18 protein-coding genes and 1 pseudogene are annotated in these 15,262 nt (G+C 57.5%); 5 read left to right on the top strand and 14 right to left on the bottom strand.

Annotation, left to right across the window (positions count from 1 at the left end; translation table 11 throughout):
• Position 1: 1 nt before the first annotated feature.
• Positions 2-760: an SDR family oxidoreductase gene (locus tag ASC97_RS10070; protein ID WP_057468218.1), complete on the bottom strand. Its 759-nt coding sequence runs from the start codon at positions 758-760 to the stop codon at positions 2-4.
• A gap of 101 nt (positions 761-861) precedes the next feature.
• On the opposite strand from ASC97_RS10070, the gene ASC97_RS10065 reads away from it, so the two are divergent.
• Together ASC97_RS10065 and ASC97_RS32865 are read left to right on the top strand one after the other, a co-directional pair.
• On the top strand, positions 862-1,758 hold the full coding sequence (locus tag ASC97_RS10065) for an AraC family transcriptional regulator (RefSeq protein ID WP_057468217.1): 897 nt from the start codon (positions 862-864) through the stop codon (positions 1,756-1,758).
• A 137-nt stretch (positions 1,759-1,895) separates the two neighbouring features.
• A complete protein-coding gene (locus ASC97_RS32865; RefSeq protein ID WP_082529952.1) occupies positions 1,896-2,195 on the top strand; it encodes an Abi family protein in 300 nt (99 codons plus the stop codon).
• Between the two features lie 7 nt (positions 2,196-2,202).
• Here the strand turns inward: ASC97_RS32865 and ASC97_RS32860 are convergent, their stop codons facing one another.
• The 7 genes and pseudogenes from ASC97_RS32860 to ASC97_RS36040 form a co-directional block, all read right to left on the bottom strand.
• Positions 2,203-2,484, bottom strand: coding sequence for a type II toxin-antitoxin system RelE/ParE family toxin (locus tag ASC97_RS32860; RefSeq protein ID WP_082529951.1), 282 nt, complete (start codon positions 2,482-2,484; stop codon positions 2,203-2,205).
• Positions 2,481-2,789: a type II toxin-antitoxin system RelB/DinJ family antitoxin gene (locus tag ASC97_RS10055; RefSeq protein WP_057468215.1), complete on the bottom strand. Its 309-nt coding sequence runs from the start codon at positions 2,787-2,789 to the stop codon at positions 2,481-2,483. The genes ASC97_RS32860 and ASC97_RS10055 overlap by 4 nt, the downstream gene beginning before the upstream one ends.
• Before the next feature lie 142 nt (positions 2,790-2,931).
• Positions 2,932-3,351, bottom strand: coding sequence for a type II toxin-antitoxin system VapC family toxin (locus ASC97_RS10050; protein ID WP_057468214.1), 420 nt, complete (start codon positions 3,349-3,351; stop codon positions 2,932-2,934).
• Positions 3,352-3,465: 114 nt separating this feature from the next.
• The gene (gene ada, locus ASC97_RS10045; RefSeq protein WP_057468296.1) at positions 3,466-4,557 is read right to left on the bottom strand and encodes a bifunctional DNA-binding transcriptional regulator/O6-methylguanine-DNA methyltransferase Ada; all 1,092 of its coding nucleotides are present in this window, start codon (positions 4,555-4,557) and stop codon (positions 3,466-3,468) included.
• Between the two features lie 225 nt (positions 4,558-4,782).
• Positions 4,783-5,238, bottom strand: coding sequence for an ester cyclase (locus ASC97_RS10040; RefSeq protein WP_057468213.1), 456 nt, complete (start codon positions 5,236-5,238; stop codon positions 4,783-4,785).
• 236 nt (positions 5,239-5,474) lie between these two features.
• Positions 5,475-5,597, bottom strand: coding sequence for a hypothetical protein (locus ASC97_RS36045; protein WP_338012522.1), 123 nt, complete (start codon positions 5,595-5,597; stop codon positions 5,475-5,477).
• 104 nt (positions 5,598-5,701) lie between these two features.
• Positions 5,702-5,758, bottom strand: a pseudogene (locus tag ASC97_RS36040) (hypothetical protein); the annotation flags it as partial.
• A gap of 590 nt (positions 5,759-6,348) precedes the next feature.
• Here ASC97_RS36040 and ASC97_RS33905 point away from each other — a divergent pair.
• A complete protein-coding gene (locus ASC97_RS33905; RefSeq protein ID WP_156390344.1) occupies positions 6,349-6,498 on the top strand; it encodes a hypothetical protein in 150 nt (49 codons plus the stop codon).
• A 204-nt stretch (positions 6,499-6,702) separates the two neighbouring features.
• On the opposite strand, the gene ASC97_RS10035 is transcribed toward ASC97_RS33905, so the two are convergent.
• The 4 genes from ASC97_RS10035 to ASC97_RS10020 all read right to left on the bottom strand — a co-directional run bounded on the left by ASC97_RS10035 (position 6,703) and on the right by ASC97_RS10020 (position 11,015).
• The gene (locus tag ASC97_RS10035; protein WP_057468212.1) at positions 6,703-7,581 is read right to left on the bottom strand and encodes an NmrA family NAD(P)-binding protein; all 879 of its coding nucleotides are present in this window, start codon (positions 7,579-7,581) and stop codon (positions 6,703-6,705) included.
• Positions 7,582-7,678: 97 nt separating this feature from the next.
• Positions 7,679-8,539 carry a helix-turn-helix transcriptional regulator gene (locus ASC97_RS10030; RefSeq protein WP_057468211.1) on the bottom strand — a complete coding sequence of 287 codons (861 nt, stop codon included), beginning with the start codon at positions 8,537-8,539 and terminating at the stop codon, positions 7,679-7,681.
• Positions 8,540-9,040: 501 nt separating this feature from the next.
• Positions 9,041-10,183, bottom strand: a complete 1,143-nt coding sequence (locus tag ASC97_RS10025; RefSeq protein WP_057468210.1) for an epoxide hydrolase family protein — start codon at positions 10,181-10,183, stop codon at positions 9,041-9,043.
• Between the two features lie 94 nt (positions 10,184-10,277).
• The gene (locus tag ASC97_RS10020; RefSeq protein ID WP_057468295.1) at positions 10,278-11,015 is read right to left on the bottom strand and encodes an SDR family oxidoreductase; all 738 of its coding nucleotides are present in this window, start codon (positions 11,013-11,015) and stop codon (positions 10,278-10,280) included.
• Between the two features lie 533 nt (positions 11,016-11,548).
• Here ASC97_RS10020 and ASC97_RS10015 point away from each other — a divergent pair.
• A complete protein-coding gene (locus ASC97_RS10015) occupies positions 11,549-12,610 on the top strand; it encodes a LacI family DNA-binding transcriptional regulator (protein ID WP_057468209.1) in 1,062 nt (353 codons plus the stop codon).
• Between the two features lie 238 nt (positions 12,611-12,848).
• On the opposite strand, the gene ASC97_RS34615 is transcribed toward ASC97_RS10015, so the two are convergent.
• Both ASC97_RS34615 and ASC97_RS10010 read right to left on the bottom strand, forming a co-directional pair.
• Positions 12,849-13,010 (bottom strand): hypothetical protein, encoded by a 162-nt coding sequence (locus ASC97_RS34615; RefSeq protein WP_200959453.1) that lies wholly within the window; start codon positions 13,008-13,010, stop codon positions 12,849-12,851.
• Positions 13,011-13,220: 210 nt separating this feature from the next.
• Positions 13,221-14,030: a mechanosensitive ion channel family protein gene (locus ASC97_RS10010; RefSeq protein WP_057468294.1), complete on the bottom strand. Its 810-nt coding sequence runs from the start codon at positions 14,028-14,030 to the stop codon at positions 13,221-13,223.
• Positions 14,031-14,545: 515 nt separating this feature from the next.
• On the opposite strand from ASC97_RS10010, the gene ASC97_RS32845 reads away from it, so the two are divergent.
• A complete protein-coding gene (locus ASC97_RS32845) occupies positions 14,546-14,791 on the top strand; it encodes a DUF982 domain-containing protein (RefSeq protein ID WP_082529950.1) in 246 nt (81 codons plus the stop codon).
• Positions 14,792-15,262: the final 471 nt, after the last annotated feature.

Genomic DNA, 15,262 nt, shown 5'->3' with positions numbered 1-15,262 from the left:
TTTAGTCGGCAGATTGACCTGCCTCGCGGAACCAGGTCCGAGCATCTGCACCAGCGGGGATTTTCATCGGCGCGTTCGCTTCTGTCACAGCACGGAACACCGCCCGAGCCACGTCTTCAGCCGTTGTAAATTCGGTGCCGGATCGTAGCGTGTTCAGATAATCGGAGACGAATGCGCTGTAAGGCCCGGGAATTTCCATTCCCATGCGGGCGACGGCATTTTTTCCGAAGCCTGTGGTCGGAGCCGACCCCGGCAGGATGAGCCGGACACGTACACCGAACAGAGATGCCTCTAGGGCCACGCTCTCCGAAAAGGCATTCAGCGCCGCCTTGCTGGCGCTGTAGATGGATAGTGCGGGCAGCGGCTTAATGGTAACGCTGGAACTGACATTGACGATGACCCCAGCCGCACTAACCCGCATCTGCGGAAGGACAGCCTTAGTCATGGCGATCGCGCCAAAAACATTCGTCTCGAACAACTCGCGGATTTTCGACATCTCCGAGCCTTCCAGCACGTTCAGCATGCCCACACCGGCATTGTTTACCAAGGCATCAAGAGGCCCGGCCGCGTCCACTGCCTTTGCGATGCTTTCCTCGCTGGTGACATCCAGCGCCATGACGTTGAGTCTTTCGTTGTCGGGAAGCAGGTCATTGCGCGGGTTGCGCATTGTCGCAACCACGTCCCACCCTTTCGAGAGGAAAGTCTGCGCAATTTCGAGCCCGAAACCGGATGAACAACCGGTGATAAGAATCTTTGGCATGTACATGTCTCCTGAAGCATTGATCTCGCAGCAAGATGGACGGACGGCCTCGGACTTGCTATCTCTGTTTGTCCGATATTTTTTAGCAGAAGTCCGAAATCATGACTGATCCTGTGGCGGAGGTTGTTGCCCTCCTCAAGCCAAGCCCGTCCATCTCCAAGCTAGTAACCGGTGGAGGTCAATGGCTCGTCGAGCGTACCGAGCTGGGAAGCCCGTTCTATTGCGCGCTGGTTGAAGGAGAATGTCTGATCAGCATCACAGGCCGGGAGCCTACGCTGCTCACGGCAGGTGACTTCGTGCTGGTCCCAGAGATGTTCTCGTTCACGATGAGCAGTCTGGTGCCGCCGCCTCGCGGAGCGCTCGCGCAGCGTCTTGAGACCAGTCCGGGCGTGTTCCAGCTTGGAGACCCGGATGCGCCGGCTGAAATCAAGGCGATGGTCGGGCACTGTGCATTTGGCTCGGACGACAAGGCTCTTCTTGTCTCGCTCTTGCCGGAGGTTATTCTTGTCCGCGGCGAGGAGCGCTTTACGCTGCTGGTCGGGATGATAAACGACGAAACAAGAGCTGATCGGACCGCCCGGGAGATGGTGCTGCGTCGATTGTTGGAGGTGCTCCTGATCGAAGCGCTGCGCTCGACAGATGGCGCCTCGGCGTCGCCTGGTCTGCTGCGAGGCATGGCTGACCGGCAGCTAGCACCGACATTGCGCCGGATCCACCAGGACCCGGGTCGAAGTATGACTGTGGAGCGACTGGCACAAGACGCCGCAATGTCCCGCTCGACTTTCTTCGAGCGCTTCCGCCGAGAGGTCGGCGTGGCTCCTATGGAATACGCGACCAGTTGGCGGATGGCGCTGGCGAAAGAACTCCTTCGCGACGAGGTTGCAACGGCAGAAATCGCACAACGCGTCGGCTACAGCTCGGCAAGCGCATTCAGCGTGGCTTTCAATCGGCATGTGGGAACGTCCCCCGGAGCCTATTCGCGATCATCGAGGCTTTGAAGGCTTTGCGGAGATAACATTCATTATTCTCCGCATTTTTGCGGATAATAAGCTTGCCATTCTCCGCATTCCACCTCATCGCCGGTCCTGGCCGGGATCGGCGATGAGGAAGCTATAGCATCGCCGGGACACATAAGATGTCTAAGCTGAGTAGCGATCGTCAGGCAATTGCCAAGCCGTATGGATTGGATGAGAAGGTTCTCATTTCGCTTACTCATCACCTGACCTACGTTAGAAACATCTGCGCCCACCATGGCCGTCAGCAACGCGTTGCTCAACAGGTCACCGGAACAGACCTAGCTGTTCCAACGGAGGGGTATCTGATCAGAAGCGAAGCGAAAGCAAATTTGTGCATATTTCCATCGCATCGCCAAGCCTACCAGCAAACGGAAGGAATGCAGGCTTTGAAAAGACTCGAACCACTGACCCGCTGGTAGAGTCGAGTTAGCTAGTTGGCCATTCCTGCGCGCCATGGAGGACGCGAAGAATACGAACTGTCGTCTCGGTAACGGAATAAACCGCAATGTAAGGCGTGCCCTTGATCACAAGTTCGCGCGTACCAGCAATTCTGCCAATGCGCCCGCTCGCGGGGAAATCGATCAGGTGACGAGTGGCGGCCACGATCCGCTCATCGATCAAGACGGCGGCTGAAGGATTATCTGCCTCAATATATGTGAAGATGCCCTCACGATCCGATAACCCAAACGCAGACCAAGCCAGCTTCACGAGTTGAGTGCACCGGCTTTAAGCTTGGCTGCCGCTCGACGTTCCGCGAAATGTGCCTCGACTTTATCATCCGAGACATCCGGCCGAGTATCATTCAGAGCTTCGAGCACCTTAGTGCGAAACCAAGCGTCATGCGCTTCGCTGCCCGAAAGGAGTTCAAGTGGCAGTGTACCCTCGTTGGCAGTCCGGGTTAACAGGATACGCACCGCGTCAGATACAGTAAGGCCCATGCTCTCAAGCACGGCGGAGGCACGATCCCGAACGTCGGCATCAATACGTGTTTGGACAAGGGCGTTTGCGGCCATAGCTCTCTCCACATCTAGGGATGACAGTAATTCAATTGCATGACAAATTCCATAGCGAACTTCAAACCAATTTCGCCCTTTCATGTCCCTATTGCCGCTCTTGATCAGATTCGAACCCACGACCGACGGATCGACGCCTCCCTTAGGAGTGCCAGGGGTTGATCACTTTTAACCCAGCTGCGTCGAAAGGGCCTGTGTCGCGCGTCGCGACCGCGAGACGGTTCGCGAACGCGGTGGCTGCTATGTACCCATCAGCTTTACCGATTGCCTTCCCAGACAATCGAGCATGCGCCATGAGTTCGCAGTAGAACTGCGAAGTCGCCAGATTAAAGGGCAGGATGCGCTCGGAAAAATGCGGAAGCACCTCATCCTCAAGCCGGTCGCGCAGGATGGTTTGCCGTCTCCCTACGGGAATAGCGGCGATACCGAAACGAAGCTCAGCGATCGATATCGCCGAGAGGAACAGCGTTTCGATGGCTTGGGCATCTAGCCAGGCGACTACCGCCTCATCGGGAACAGGTTTCCACGGCTCCGATATCACATTGGTGTCCAGCAGGATCATTCGAAGGTCAAGGGCCGACCAATTCGATCAATCCGGCCCAGTCGTCGTCATGTGAAGGCAACGGATGCGTCGTAGCGTGAAAAGGGGTTCATATGATTCTTTCCGGCGGCGGCTTCATGCGCTCTGGAGCGCTTCCCGATCAAGGAGCGCGCGCTTGCGGTCGACGCCCCAGGCGTAGCCGGAAAGCGCGCCGTCGTTGCGCACGACACGATGGCAAGGAATCGCGACCGCGATATTGTTTGCAGCGCATGCGCCGGCGACCGCCCGCGTGGCGCTCGGCGAGCCGATGCGGCGGGCGACTTCCGAATACGACATCCGCCCACCGACGGGAATTTCCTGCAGGACTTGCCACACCCGGCGCTGGAAGGCCGTGCCGCGGACGTCGAGCGGCAGATCGAGGCCGACATCAGGATTTTCGACAAATCCGCAGACCTGGGCGATCAACGCCTCGTAATCGCGGTCCATGCCGATCAGACGGGCCTTCGGGAACCGATCCTGAAGATTGCGAACCAGCGCATCCGGGTCGTCGCCGAGCAGGATCGAGGCGACGCCCTTCGAGCTTGAAGCGACGAGGATCGCGCCGAGACAGGACTGGCCGATCGCAAACTTGATGTCCTCATTGGTGCCGCCCTCACGATACTGCGTCGGCGTCATGCCGAGCATGCCGTTCGACTTCTCATAGAAGCGGCCGCTGGAATTGAAACCGGCGTCGTACATCGCCTCGGTCACGCTCGTGCCGGTTTCAAGGCCTTCGCGCACCTTCTTCGCGCGATGGCCAGCGGCATAGGCTTTCGGGGTGAGTCCGGTCGATGCCTTGAACATCCGGTGGAAATAGCTCGGACTGCGATCGACCGCGACCGCCAGTTCTTCCAGCGACGGTTCTTCCTCGCTCTCCTCGATGATGCGGCAGGCCTTGGCCACCAGCGTCGCGTTCTCGGTGTCGAGGGATGGACCATCGGGATTGCAGCGCTTGCAGGGACGAAAACCGGTTGCCCGTGCGCTTTCGATCGTATCGTGCAGGGCGACGTTCTTTGGGTTCGCCCTGCGTGACGAGCACGAGGGGCGGCAATAGATGCCGGTCGTCGAGACGGAGTACCAGAGTTGGCCGTCTGCGGACTTGTCACGTGTGACGATACGCGCCCAGCGCGGATCGTCCGCGATGGAAAGACGCAAAGGGCGAAGAGCTGATGCAGGGCGGATGTTCATGTCCATGGTCTTCAACTCGGATTGGTTCTGGCTCGATCGTGCCTTCGGTCGTCTGCGCTTGTCACACTCCGATCCTTGCTCTCGAATGGAACAAAAGCCACCCGGTTCTTGCGCGGGCTCTAAAAAGGGCGTCTGGCTCGTTGCAAGGGAAAGCAAATGAGGCTCGCACAAGGGCTGTGCAAGCCTCACGTCTGCTGGCGGAAATGCGTCACCCAGACGACGCTATCAGGCCTTCTGGATCAGCCCGAGCTGCATCATCGCCGTTAGACCGTCGTCGAGGCCGTTCTCTTCGACGATCATGCCATCGACCACCTTCAGCACGGTCTTACCGGTGAAGTGCATCCTGCGGCCGGTCGCAGCCGGCAGGCCTTCGTAGCCGGGCAGGAGATCGTCCCAGGCTGCGCCTGTATGCGAGCCGCCGCCTTCCCACTGGCCGACGACATAGTCGCCCTCGGCGATCAGGTCGGCGGTGCCCCAGAAGTTGAGGTCGGGGAACGCGGCGCGGAAGTCGGTCATGAAGGCCTTGATGTCCTCTCGACCACGGCGCGGCTCGTGCAGGGAATATTGCAGGAGCATGTCGGGCGCCGCGATCTCATCGACAACAGCAAGATTGACGTCCTTGCCCCAGAATTCGGTGAACCAGCGAACGACGACGGCCTTGTTGTCTTCTTCTTTGCTCATGGAAATATCCTCTCTTCAAATCGGGCGACCATCGAAACCGTTCGATGACCTGGGGAGAGGAATACTGGAGCGTTCTGGGCACCAAACTCCGGATCTTATCTTCAAATTGGAAACGACGTAACGCGCCGTTTTTGCGGCAGGCCACTGGCGACAGATCGACTTAGCCCGCCTGCCTAGCTGCTTCTACTGAATTTGAGCGTAACCACTAAATTGGCCAGGGTGTCGTCGAAACTATTTCACACCGGACCAAGTGGATGCACGTTTCGCCTTTGCACTCCTGGTAGAATGCATAGCATCTCAAGCAGCAGGTTTGCCGCGGTAATCGCCGTGTCTCCTGAGGGATCGTAGGGTGGGGACAACTCGACCAAGTCGCAGCCAACGATGTTGAGTCCCCAGCAACCGCGGATCTCCAGCCCTGGATCGTGTTGAGCCCGGCTATTTCCGGCGTGCCCGTGCCGGGTGCGATGGAGGGATCGTGGCTGTCGATGTCGAAGCTGAGATAGACCGGACCGTCAGCCATTTGCAACGGACCTCCTCCATCAGGGGTGCGAGCGACTTGTGCCAGCGGTCCTCCACCTGCACGACAGTCGCTAGATCTTAACCATGCTCATGTCGGCCTTACCGACTTCCGAGCCGAGATAGCCTGGATACCGGGGGCGTCCGCAACAAGGTGGTTCGACACACCGGAAAGCAGCGAGATCAGACCATGGTCCGATACACAAATTTCAGCGCTGGGCTAGGTATTGACCCCGTGCAACAGTCGTGGAGTTTTGTCGTGACAAAGGTTCTGGTTGCCGCCATGGCGCTGGCAATGGTTGGCTTCTGGGGTTCTGTCGGCTTTCTAATTTACTCGCTGCTTGCGTCTTAGTGAGTAGCGGAACCGTCGTCCCTCCCCTATAGTTCCTCCCGGCAATGGAGGTTGCCTACGGAGGATTGCATGAGCGACACTACGTTTGGTTTTCTGTTGGCGGCCGAGTTGTCGGCCTTACTTTGGGCCGCACTTTTCATGGTGATATTCTCGGCCTCTTGATGAGCCGATCGGATTCATCGATTCGGACTTGACTGTGCGGCTGCCGCGGTCGCGAGCTCGTCCTCGGAGGGCGCCTCAGCTTGCCATATTCCTCGATCGGCATCGAGGCCAGGCAGGACACCGTCCTCGACGAGACGGTTAGCCAGGGCGCCAGACACGGCCTCATGCGGAACGATCTCCTGACGGTACCGGTGCCGACAACTGCCGAGCAGCGTCAGCCGTGGTCTTGAAGATATCAGCTCGTACATTCTCGCTCATCTGCTCGAGCGGGCCCAGCGATAATAGACGTCCGGGTCGGAGCATTGAATGCCCTCGTCCAACCCAGCGTGGGTCTTCAGCATGCAAAAGCCGAGAGAAGCGGGCAAGCATCAGCAACTTTCTGCCAAAGGTCGGAACCCGCTTATGCTTGATCTCAGGAGATGCATCGGAGGCCCTCAGCTCATTTTATTCGAGGGGAGAGCGACCGCGATTTCCGTGCTGCCGAGCCGGATCTCGCCTACGCCGCGCTCTGCATCGATAAATCCTTTATTATGAATCTCATAGAGAGTGACGATAAGCTTGGCGTAGCTTTCTGAAAGTCCGCCGGAATTGAGCACGCGGAACCACTGATCGCGCGGTATTTCCTCGGCTGTGATCCGCCGCCCACATAGTGAAGTCATCGCCTCCGCCACATCAAGCGGTGTGTAACGCCGCGGCCCTTCACCGTGCACGACCATGGGGAAGCGGCTACTATCGTTTGCTTTAAGTAGTAGGTTGGCGGCCATTGTGCCGATATCGCGCGACGATACCATCGGTATCGATTTCGTGATTGGATGGTGCATACTCGGAAGTTTTCCGGTCTCAATCGCCAGCTGCAGAAAGCGCCTCCAGTTTTCCATATGTTCGGCCGAGCGAAGAAAAATCATCTGGCTTGCAGTCCGCAGTAGCCGCTGTTCCATCGCGTAAAAGATCTTAGTAATTCCCGTGTCGACTGACAGGTGTGCGCCGTAATCAGAGATCGCGAGCACACGTCGCGGCCGCGCAATGTCGATAGCGGCACCTATCGATGCTATCGAATGCAGCATGTCCTCGGCGGCATTTTCCGCTTGCGGTGCGATTGGACAAATCACCTGAACGGCCGTGGACTCTTCCATTGCTCGCGCAAGCGCCGGTATGTCTTTGATATCCGCGTATGCAATCTCGCAGCCAAGAGCAGCAAATCTCGCTGCTTTCGATGGATCGCGAAGGACAGCCCTGACAGCCACCCCTTCATTTCGCAGCGTTTCTACAGTTGCTGTTCCGACCTTGCCGGTCGCGCCGAGGATTACAAACATCGTCTTTCCTTTGCATCAAGGTACAAACGACTATAGTGGGCCTCGGGGGGCGGTCTTTCGCATTCGGCCAGAGCTTTGCAAGTTCGGCCGTAATTCGTTAGACACGATGGCGCAGGATCTCCCTTGGCGTCTGACCCAGAATTCGTTTCATCGTGGTCGCCATATGGCTTTGATGCGAAAACCCCGCTTCCAAGGCAATTTGGCTCATCGGCAGATCCGAGTGCGCCAAAAGAACTTTCGCGCGCTCGACACGGCGGTTAAGGATATATCGATGTGGCGGCATGCCGAAACTGTTGACGAATTGCGCCTTCAGATGGGTGAGACTGACTGCGAGGAGGCTGGCGAGTTGACCCAGCGATAGCGAAGTTTCGAGATTGCATTCTATGAAATCCGCAAGCAGGGCCTTCTGGCGCGAAGAGAGCGTCGTTGCGGATCTGCTGGTCTGCGAACAAGCGCCGGCGGCTTCGGCCATCCTGATTGCCAACCCTAGTGCCAGCGTCTCAGCGTACAGAAGATCGGAAGGGACGTTTGCTTCCAGCTCGGCCTTGATCGCCCAAGCGATTGTTTCAAGGCGTGGATCACGTAACTGGAATGTTGGTACCAGTGGTTGCTGGTTCGGATCTCTACCGAGGTCGCTCATCGCTCTGTGGAAGAGACTTTGATCGAGCTTCAATCTGAGGATCACGCATTCCCTGTCATCCTCCCAAAAACCATCGAGCCCTGCGGGCACGATGTCGATATCGCCATGCTTTTGGATACGACGATGGGTGCGGCCGTCACAACGACAATCCGCGTTCACGGGGGGACCCATATGGATGCCCAACCGGTGCTGAGTTGCGGCAGGAACATGAGTGCGGCCCGGCGCAACCCTCAACAATTCGGCCTCGAGCCCGCGCCAGCCGCGCCCGTCACTTGACGCGACGACCGTCGTTCCGCCTGACCGCTGCACAGAATTCATCAGCTTTCCTAACATTGTCGGGGCCGTGGGTTTGGTTCCGATCTCGGCTCGAGCCGATGATAACTGCTGCGAGATCTCCCGCTGGCGCGGTGATTCAGTTTCTACCACCTAGAATGAGAGGTTTCCAATCGCTAAAGCTTTGGCGACTTGCGCACTTGCCCTGTTGGTGCCACCACCGCGCTTCACGCCACGAGCTCCCGCTGTTCAGGCCGACCGTTTACACGGTCCGCAGGTTTCAAGAAAGCCGGAGCGCTATCGTCGTGGGGATGGCGGCGAGCAACCGTTCTCGCGGCACACCCATCCCGGGCCTGCATCGCAATGCAGTGCAAGTCGCGGCGTAGTGATCGGCAAGCGCCTCGACCTCTGTGTCGGGACGCGGTTCGCTCTCGATGAGAGCTGTGCTTCAGGCGCTCTTCCGAGCGAGGCAGATGTCTCCGGTTCACTCGGCTGACCTGAAGACAGGCTTTCAAACCCTGCCGTTCACAGAACAGGGGATGAACTCTATTCCCCAAGTGAGGAAAAGAACTTCCGGACATCCTGGGCGTAGAGATCGGGCGCTTCCATGGCTGCGAAATGTCCGCCACGGTCAAATTCCGACCAGTGAACGATCCTGTTGGACCGCTCCATGATCCGGCGGATTGAAAGATCTGACGGGAACACGGCAACGCCAGTCGGAGTGCGCGTACGGCGCTTGATCTCGGGTGACTGACGGCTCTCGAAATAGAGTTGCGCGGAGCTGAAGCCAGTTCGTGTGAACCAGTAGAGGCAAACGTTGGTCAGGAGGTGATCGAGCGAGACGGCATCGTCCGGCAACGGCTTCTGCGGATCGGTCCAATCCCTGAATTTGTCAATAATCCAGGCCAGCAGACCGATCGGCGAGTCCACCAGTGAAAAGCCGATGGTGTTGGGCCGCGTCTCCTGTATGGCCGAATATCCGAGTGCGTTCTCTCCGAGTTTCCGGCCGAATTCGACACGCTCCAGTTCCGCTTCCGACCAGTCGCCCGTCGATAGCTCGTCTTCACCGATGGGTTCAAGTCCGCCATTCACATGCACGCCTATCACCGCTCCGGGCGCAAAGGAAGGAACGAGTGGCGAGACCTTGTAGCCGGTGTCGCCGCCCTGCACGCCGTATCGCGTATAACCCAGTCCGGCCATCAGCCTCGCCCATGTCCTCGCGATGCGTTCATGATCCCACCCAACCTGCCTGAGCGGCGTTGAAAAACCGAAGCCGGGTAACGAGGGAATGACAAGGGAGAAGGCCGGATCGCCTTCGTTCTCCGGCTCCGCGAGCGGCTTGATTACTGTCATGTATTCCAGAAAAGAACCGGGCCAGCCGTGTGTGATCAACAATGGCGTTGCATCGTCGCGGCTAGATTTAACGTGGAGGAAATGGATCGCCTGCCCGTCGATTTCACATTTGAAATGGTTGTAGGCATTCAGCATCCGCTCCTGAGCGCGCCAGTCAAATTTGTCCAGCCAATAAGCAGTCACGTACTTCAGGTAGGAGAGCGGCACCCCACGGCTCCAATCCTCCGCTGCCGAAAACTCTGGCAAGCGGGCATGTCGCAGACGATGGTGAAGGTCGGCCAGGTCGTGACCGGATATGTCTATCCGCATCGGTTCCGGCGTTGTCATTTCCGACATTCCAACTCCCCGTTGATTTCAAAGCTTAAATTTGGAACGTTCGTTATCCTGGGCAAGATGCGGATCAGTCCTCGCAGCCGACCGTGCCACAAAACTAGAGCAGTGTCCGGCCACCGTTCACCGCGAGTTTCTGGCCGGTAATGAAATCGGCTTTCGTGGAAGCGAGGAAGACGACCATATGGGCGATGTCTTCGGGCGTTCCGAAGTGCCCAAGCGGCGTGCGGTCAAGATACCAGTCAATCCGCTCTTGCGCTGATCCTGCGTGCCGTTCAACCGGGATCCAGCCAGGTGCGACCAGGTTCACGGTAATGCCTTCGGGAGCGAGCTCCTTTGCCCAGGAGCGCGTCATGGACAGCATGGCGCCTTTGGCCGAGGCATAGTTGCCGCAATAGGGATTCCCGAGCTCGGCAATTTCGGAGCCGATATTGATTACCCGGCCGGATTTGCGCGCTCTCCAGTCGGGCAAGACCTCCTGGAGCAACTCGAGCGGCGCCTTTACGAAGAACTCTAGCTGATCGAGATAGGTGCGCCAGGATTGGTCCAACAGTGGCATTTCTATCTGGAGCCCCGTTGCGTTATTTACAATAAGGTCGACAGGGCCAAGCGCTGTCTTGATTTCCGCGAGGCCCCTTGCGATGTCTGATTGTTCGATGACGCTAAACCGAGCAGCATAGGCCGTGCCGCCGGCGCCACGAATCTTCGAGACCGCTGCGTCTGCTCCGCGCGTGTCACTTCGATAATTGACAGCGACAGCCCAGCCGGCCAGGCCGAGTTCCCGCGCTATAACGGCTCCGAGACCGCGCGATGCGCCTGTCACAAGTGCAACTTTCATACTTGTGTCCTTTCGTTCCTGAATGTCAGCGACCATCACGGTCTGACCTGAGCGCGGATTATACGATGCCATCCCCCAATCGGTGCGGCATGTCCTTAGAGGCGATCATTCATGCAGCGTTCTTCCTCGGCGACGTACCGCCCTCTCCCCCGCCAAAATCGTGAAATGCTCGTCAACAGTAGAAGCGCTGCCCCGGACTCGGGAGCCGGAGGAATGGTGAACGACCACGCGCTGGGGCGCTTTTGATCACATTCAAGCCGCCGAAAAAAGCGCAGCAGCATTGGAGGTCGCCGATGGCGACGAACAGCTTCGTCGGAGAGATTGTAGCAGTTTCCCCAACGCTCCTCGTACAGATCCTTTAATAGCGATGCGAGAGAAATCATCACCTTTCCTTGCAAATGAATCGATCCAAGTCGCCAACGGACCAATTGAACCGATCCAATCCTGAGACGGGATGTCCACGAAGTCAAGATTCTTTTTGAACCGGTCCAATTTTTTGCTATGGTCACAATCGGAAACGTGCGGGGGAGTTATTGGAAAAGGGAAGCGTAAAGCTAGGTGACGTTGCAAAGGCAGCGGGCGTATCTAAAGGCACGGCATCGAATGTATTCAGCCGTCCAGAAATAGTTCGTGAGGAGGTGCGGGAGCGAGTACTTCGCATTGCCCGTGACCTTGGCTACGGCGGGCCTGATCTCAAGGGCCGGCTGCTCAGAGCGGGTCGTGTGAATGCGATTGGCGTCGCTGCGATTGAGCCGCTTACCTATTTCTTCGAAGACCCATGGGCACGTTCGATGATGACCGCGATCGGCGAGGTCTGCGATGCGAGTGGCACCGGAATTGCGGTCGTCTCGGCCGCGAATGAGGAGCGGCTTTCCTGGAACATCAATAGCGCTCTTGTCGACGGCTTTATCTTGCTCTGCGTGGACGGGGGCGAGAGGTTGGTCGAGCTAACCCGTCAACGTCAGTTGCCCTTCATTGCCTTGGCACTCGGTACCGAGGATGAGACGATTCCGACAATCGGGATCGATGATGTTTCTGGAGCGGCAGCAGCAGCCCGGCACCTTCTGGAACTTGGGCACCGCAACATCGCGATTCTTTCAATAGGACATGTCGACGGCCCCATCGGGCCTATTACGACCGAGCAGGTAGATGCTGAGATGGAGGGGCTACCTCGCGACCGCATTTGCGGTTACTGGCAAGCGCTGGAGGAGTTCAGCATCCCGCGCGAGAATGTTCCAATTCAAGGGACGGGGCAGGATAAAGCAAGTACTATCATGGCGATGGAGGCCCTGTTCTCTAACGCAGATCGGCCTACGGGAATTCTTGCAATGTCCGACAAAGTTGCCTTGTTTGCCATGCAGTGGCTAGCAGGAAAAGGCCTCAAGGTTCCAAATGACGTTTCCATCATTGGCTTCGACGGCGTGCCGGAATCCGCGACTTCATTGCCACCGCTAACCACCGTTGCTCAGCCCTTTGCCGCTATCGCGAGACGGGCAGTGAATGCCATCCTCCAAAACACGGTACCGATAGGCCAGGAGGCGCTAGAGCTTTGTCTTGTCGTGAGAGACAGTACTGCACCACCACGCTCACGATAGGGTATCAGTTTTGATCAGGAGCGCTTTGGGGTCCATTTGCCAACGGCTTGCCGATCATTGCGCAGTGATCTTGCTCGGTGTTGTGATGAAGGCCCGGGATGGTGTGCCGCGAGAAGGCTCGCTTGCCGCCATCCCCATTGCCATGCAAGCGCTCCGGCTTTCTGCCGAATGATTTCTCCCGAGCGGGAAGATCTTTCCGGGAGGATACGTCGATCTGCCTTTGTTGCTGATGGGCGTCTCATGGATGGACGAAGACGGCTGCGGCAAGTGCGATGAGTGCCCCGCTTCGTAGAGCACTCGCGCCGTCAACGAGGGCGAATTGCGTCCGGATACAGACGTCGAGGCGCACCCGCACGCCGTCGTTCTCGACCGCGCAGTTCGTTGCGGCCAACACTACCATGCAGCTCGGCGGGCTCCCTTTTCGCGTGCAGTTCTCCACCGCTTCGCGCAGGCTCCGCTCGATTTCATGTCAGCGGTGAAAGGCCAAGATCAGAGTCTGGAAGGTGTAGGCCCTTTTCCCGTTTGAGCTTTCGTCTCGCAGTCTTCGTAAGTGTGACGCAGGAAAAGCGGCAGACACCCTCGGAGAACCAGCGGGCCTTGCCCCGTCTTTTTACTTTAGAACGATGCCCTTGCTGGAAAGCCCATCCTTCAGCCGGTCGATGACATCGTATCTCGTCTCCGACCACTGGCTTGTGCGCGCCCAGTACTGGACAGTCAGAACTGTTTTATCGGCGGTTAGATCATTTGAGAACACCCGCGGCGCCGGTTGCTTTTGCACTCGGTCGTCCGATTTGACGATCGTAAGAATCTCCTTCTTGACCGGATCTGCGTCGGTATCGTTTCCAATGGCTACTGATAGCTCCTGTCTTCGGCTGGACTCTCGGCTGTGGTTTGTGATCGGAGTGTTCCACAATGTCGAATTCGGCGCCATCAGGTATAGCCCGTCGGCTGTCTTCATTTCGGTGGCAAACAGACCGATCTCGACGATAAAGCCCTTTACGCTGCCCGTTTCGATATATTCACCGACGCGCAATGGGCGAAGCACCAGCAACATGATACCGGCGGCGATATTTTGAAGCGTGCCTTGCAACGCCAAACCGATGGCTAAGCCTGCCGCGCCCAAGGCCGCAATGATTGATGCTGTCTGGACACCGAATTGGCCCAGAACCATCACGAATACGAGGACCAGCAATCCGTAGTGCAGAACATTCTCAAAAAAGCGGGCAAGCGTTTCATCGATGCCGTGGACCCTGGAAATCCCTTGGTAGGCCCACCGACTGATAATCCCTGACAACACCCATCCACCCACAAGGAGAAACACGGCGCCAATGAAGGAAAAACCGTACTGAACAGCAAGTGCTGTGACTTGGGCAAAGGCCGTCCGTGTCGCCACGATTACATCTGTCGCTGGTGTGTCCATCGAGACCATCCTTTCAGTTTTTGACGTCGAGATGTTAACCGGTCAGAACGAATGGAGTTCCCGGGCGATGCACAGCGCCGCCTTCCCAGCTTCGCTCGACCGTGTAGACCGGTGAGGAATGCAAATGGGCCTGAGGGTCGATTGAGGGTTAGTCGCGTTTGGCCCCAAGTTGTGGACATTCAGTGGGCACGCCATTTTCGAAGTTGAGAGCCATGGATCAGCAACGCGCCAGATCAAAAAAAGCCGAGCGAAAAGAACACTTCGAACAGACCGAACAAGACCGCGGCCGCGATAATCGATGCCGATCTCAGGGCAAAACGGGAGAAGAGCAAACGATTGCGTCAAGCGCGACTGGAAGCTGAGGTACAGCATAAAAAGCAGGATCCGCATCCATCCTAGCTATAGGTCGGAATCAGCGGCTCCCGGTCGCGAAAGCCAAGGTTGCACGCTCTAAACGGAATCTTACATGGAACCAAACTGATCCTAACTCGTTTGTGGCGACGAACGAGGTTGATATGACTGATTGCAGACTATGGAACGAGCCGGTTTTGATCGTCATCGGAACGACGAAACACCCTGTCAGAAGCACCGGGGAAGCAGCGTGGCTTCTCGCTGACCGGTGGCCGGTTGTTACCGGCAAAGCATTTATCCGAGCCCTAAAGGCGTGTGCTGCGGCGATTGACGGGAAGCGCTCGACGGCGTTTGCGCGATTGGCGCTTATTGCAGCCGCACGTGACGCCGGTCTTGTAGTTGAAGCATGACGTTTTGAAATACGAGGCGATCGGCCACACCGGGTGGGTCGGGGTCGTGATCCCATTTCTCCGAGCGAGATCTGAGGCCACCACCTGCCGTCATGGAAGCCGAGTATCGGGCGAGCCGTTATCGGACCACCCCACGCCGCAACAGTCAATTACGCGAACCTACTGCCAAGGACGCTGTTTCCAGTCATTCGGGTGCTCCTGGATTCCCATGACTTGGTCCCGTGCCGTACGCTCCGATGGGAGCCGCCCGGGATGAGCTTCCGCTATGGAGATGAACCAATTGCCAGAAGGGAAGCTCGGGGTTTTGGAAGGCAACCGCCCCGAGCTCCCCTTTCCGACAGCCATCAACCGCGGACGCATTGTGTAAAGGGAGCATCCCGTCGGATCCGGCGATCGGCGGCGAATTTGCAGTCAGGGTTTAGCGCCAAAAAGTCAAATCCACATAGAATTCGACGTTGAGGGAATCTAATG

This window comes from Rhizobium sp. Root1203 (assembly GCF_001424945.1).
Taxonomy (GTDB): domain Bacteria; phylum Pseudomonadota; class Alphaproteobacteria; order Rhizobiales; family Rhizobiaceae; genus Rhizobium.
This window is presented reverse-complemented; position numbering and strand designations above follow the sequence as displayed.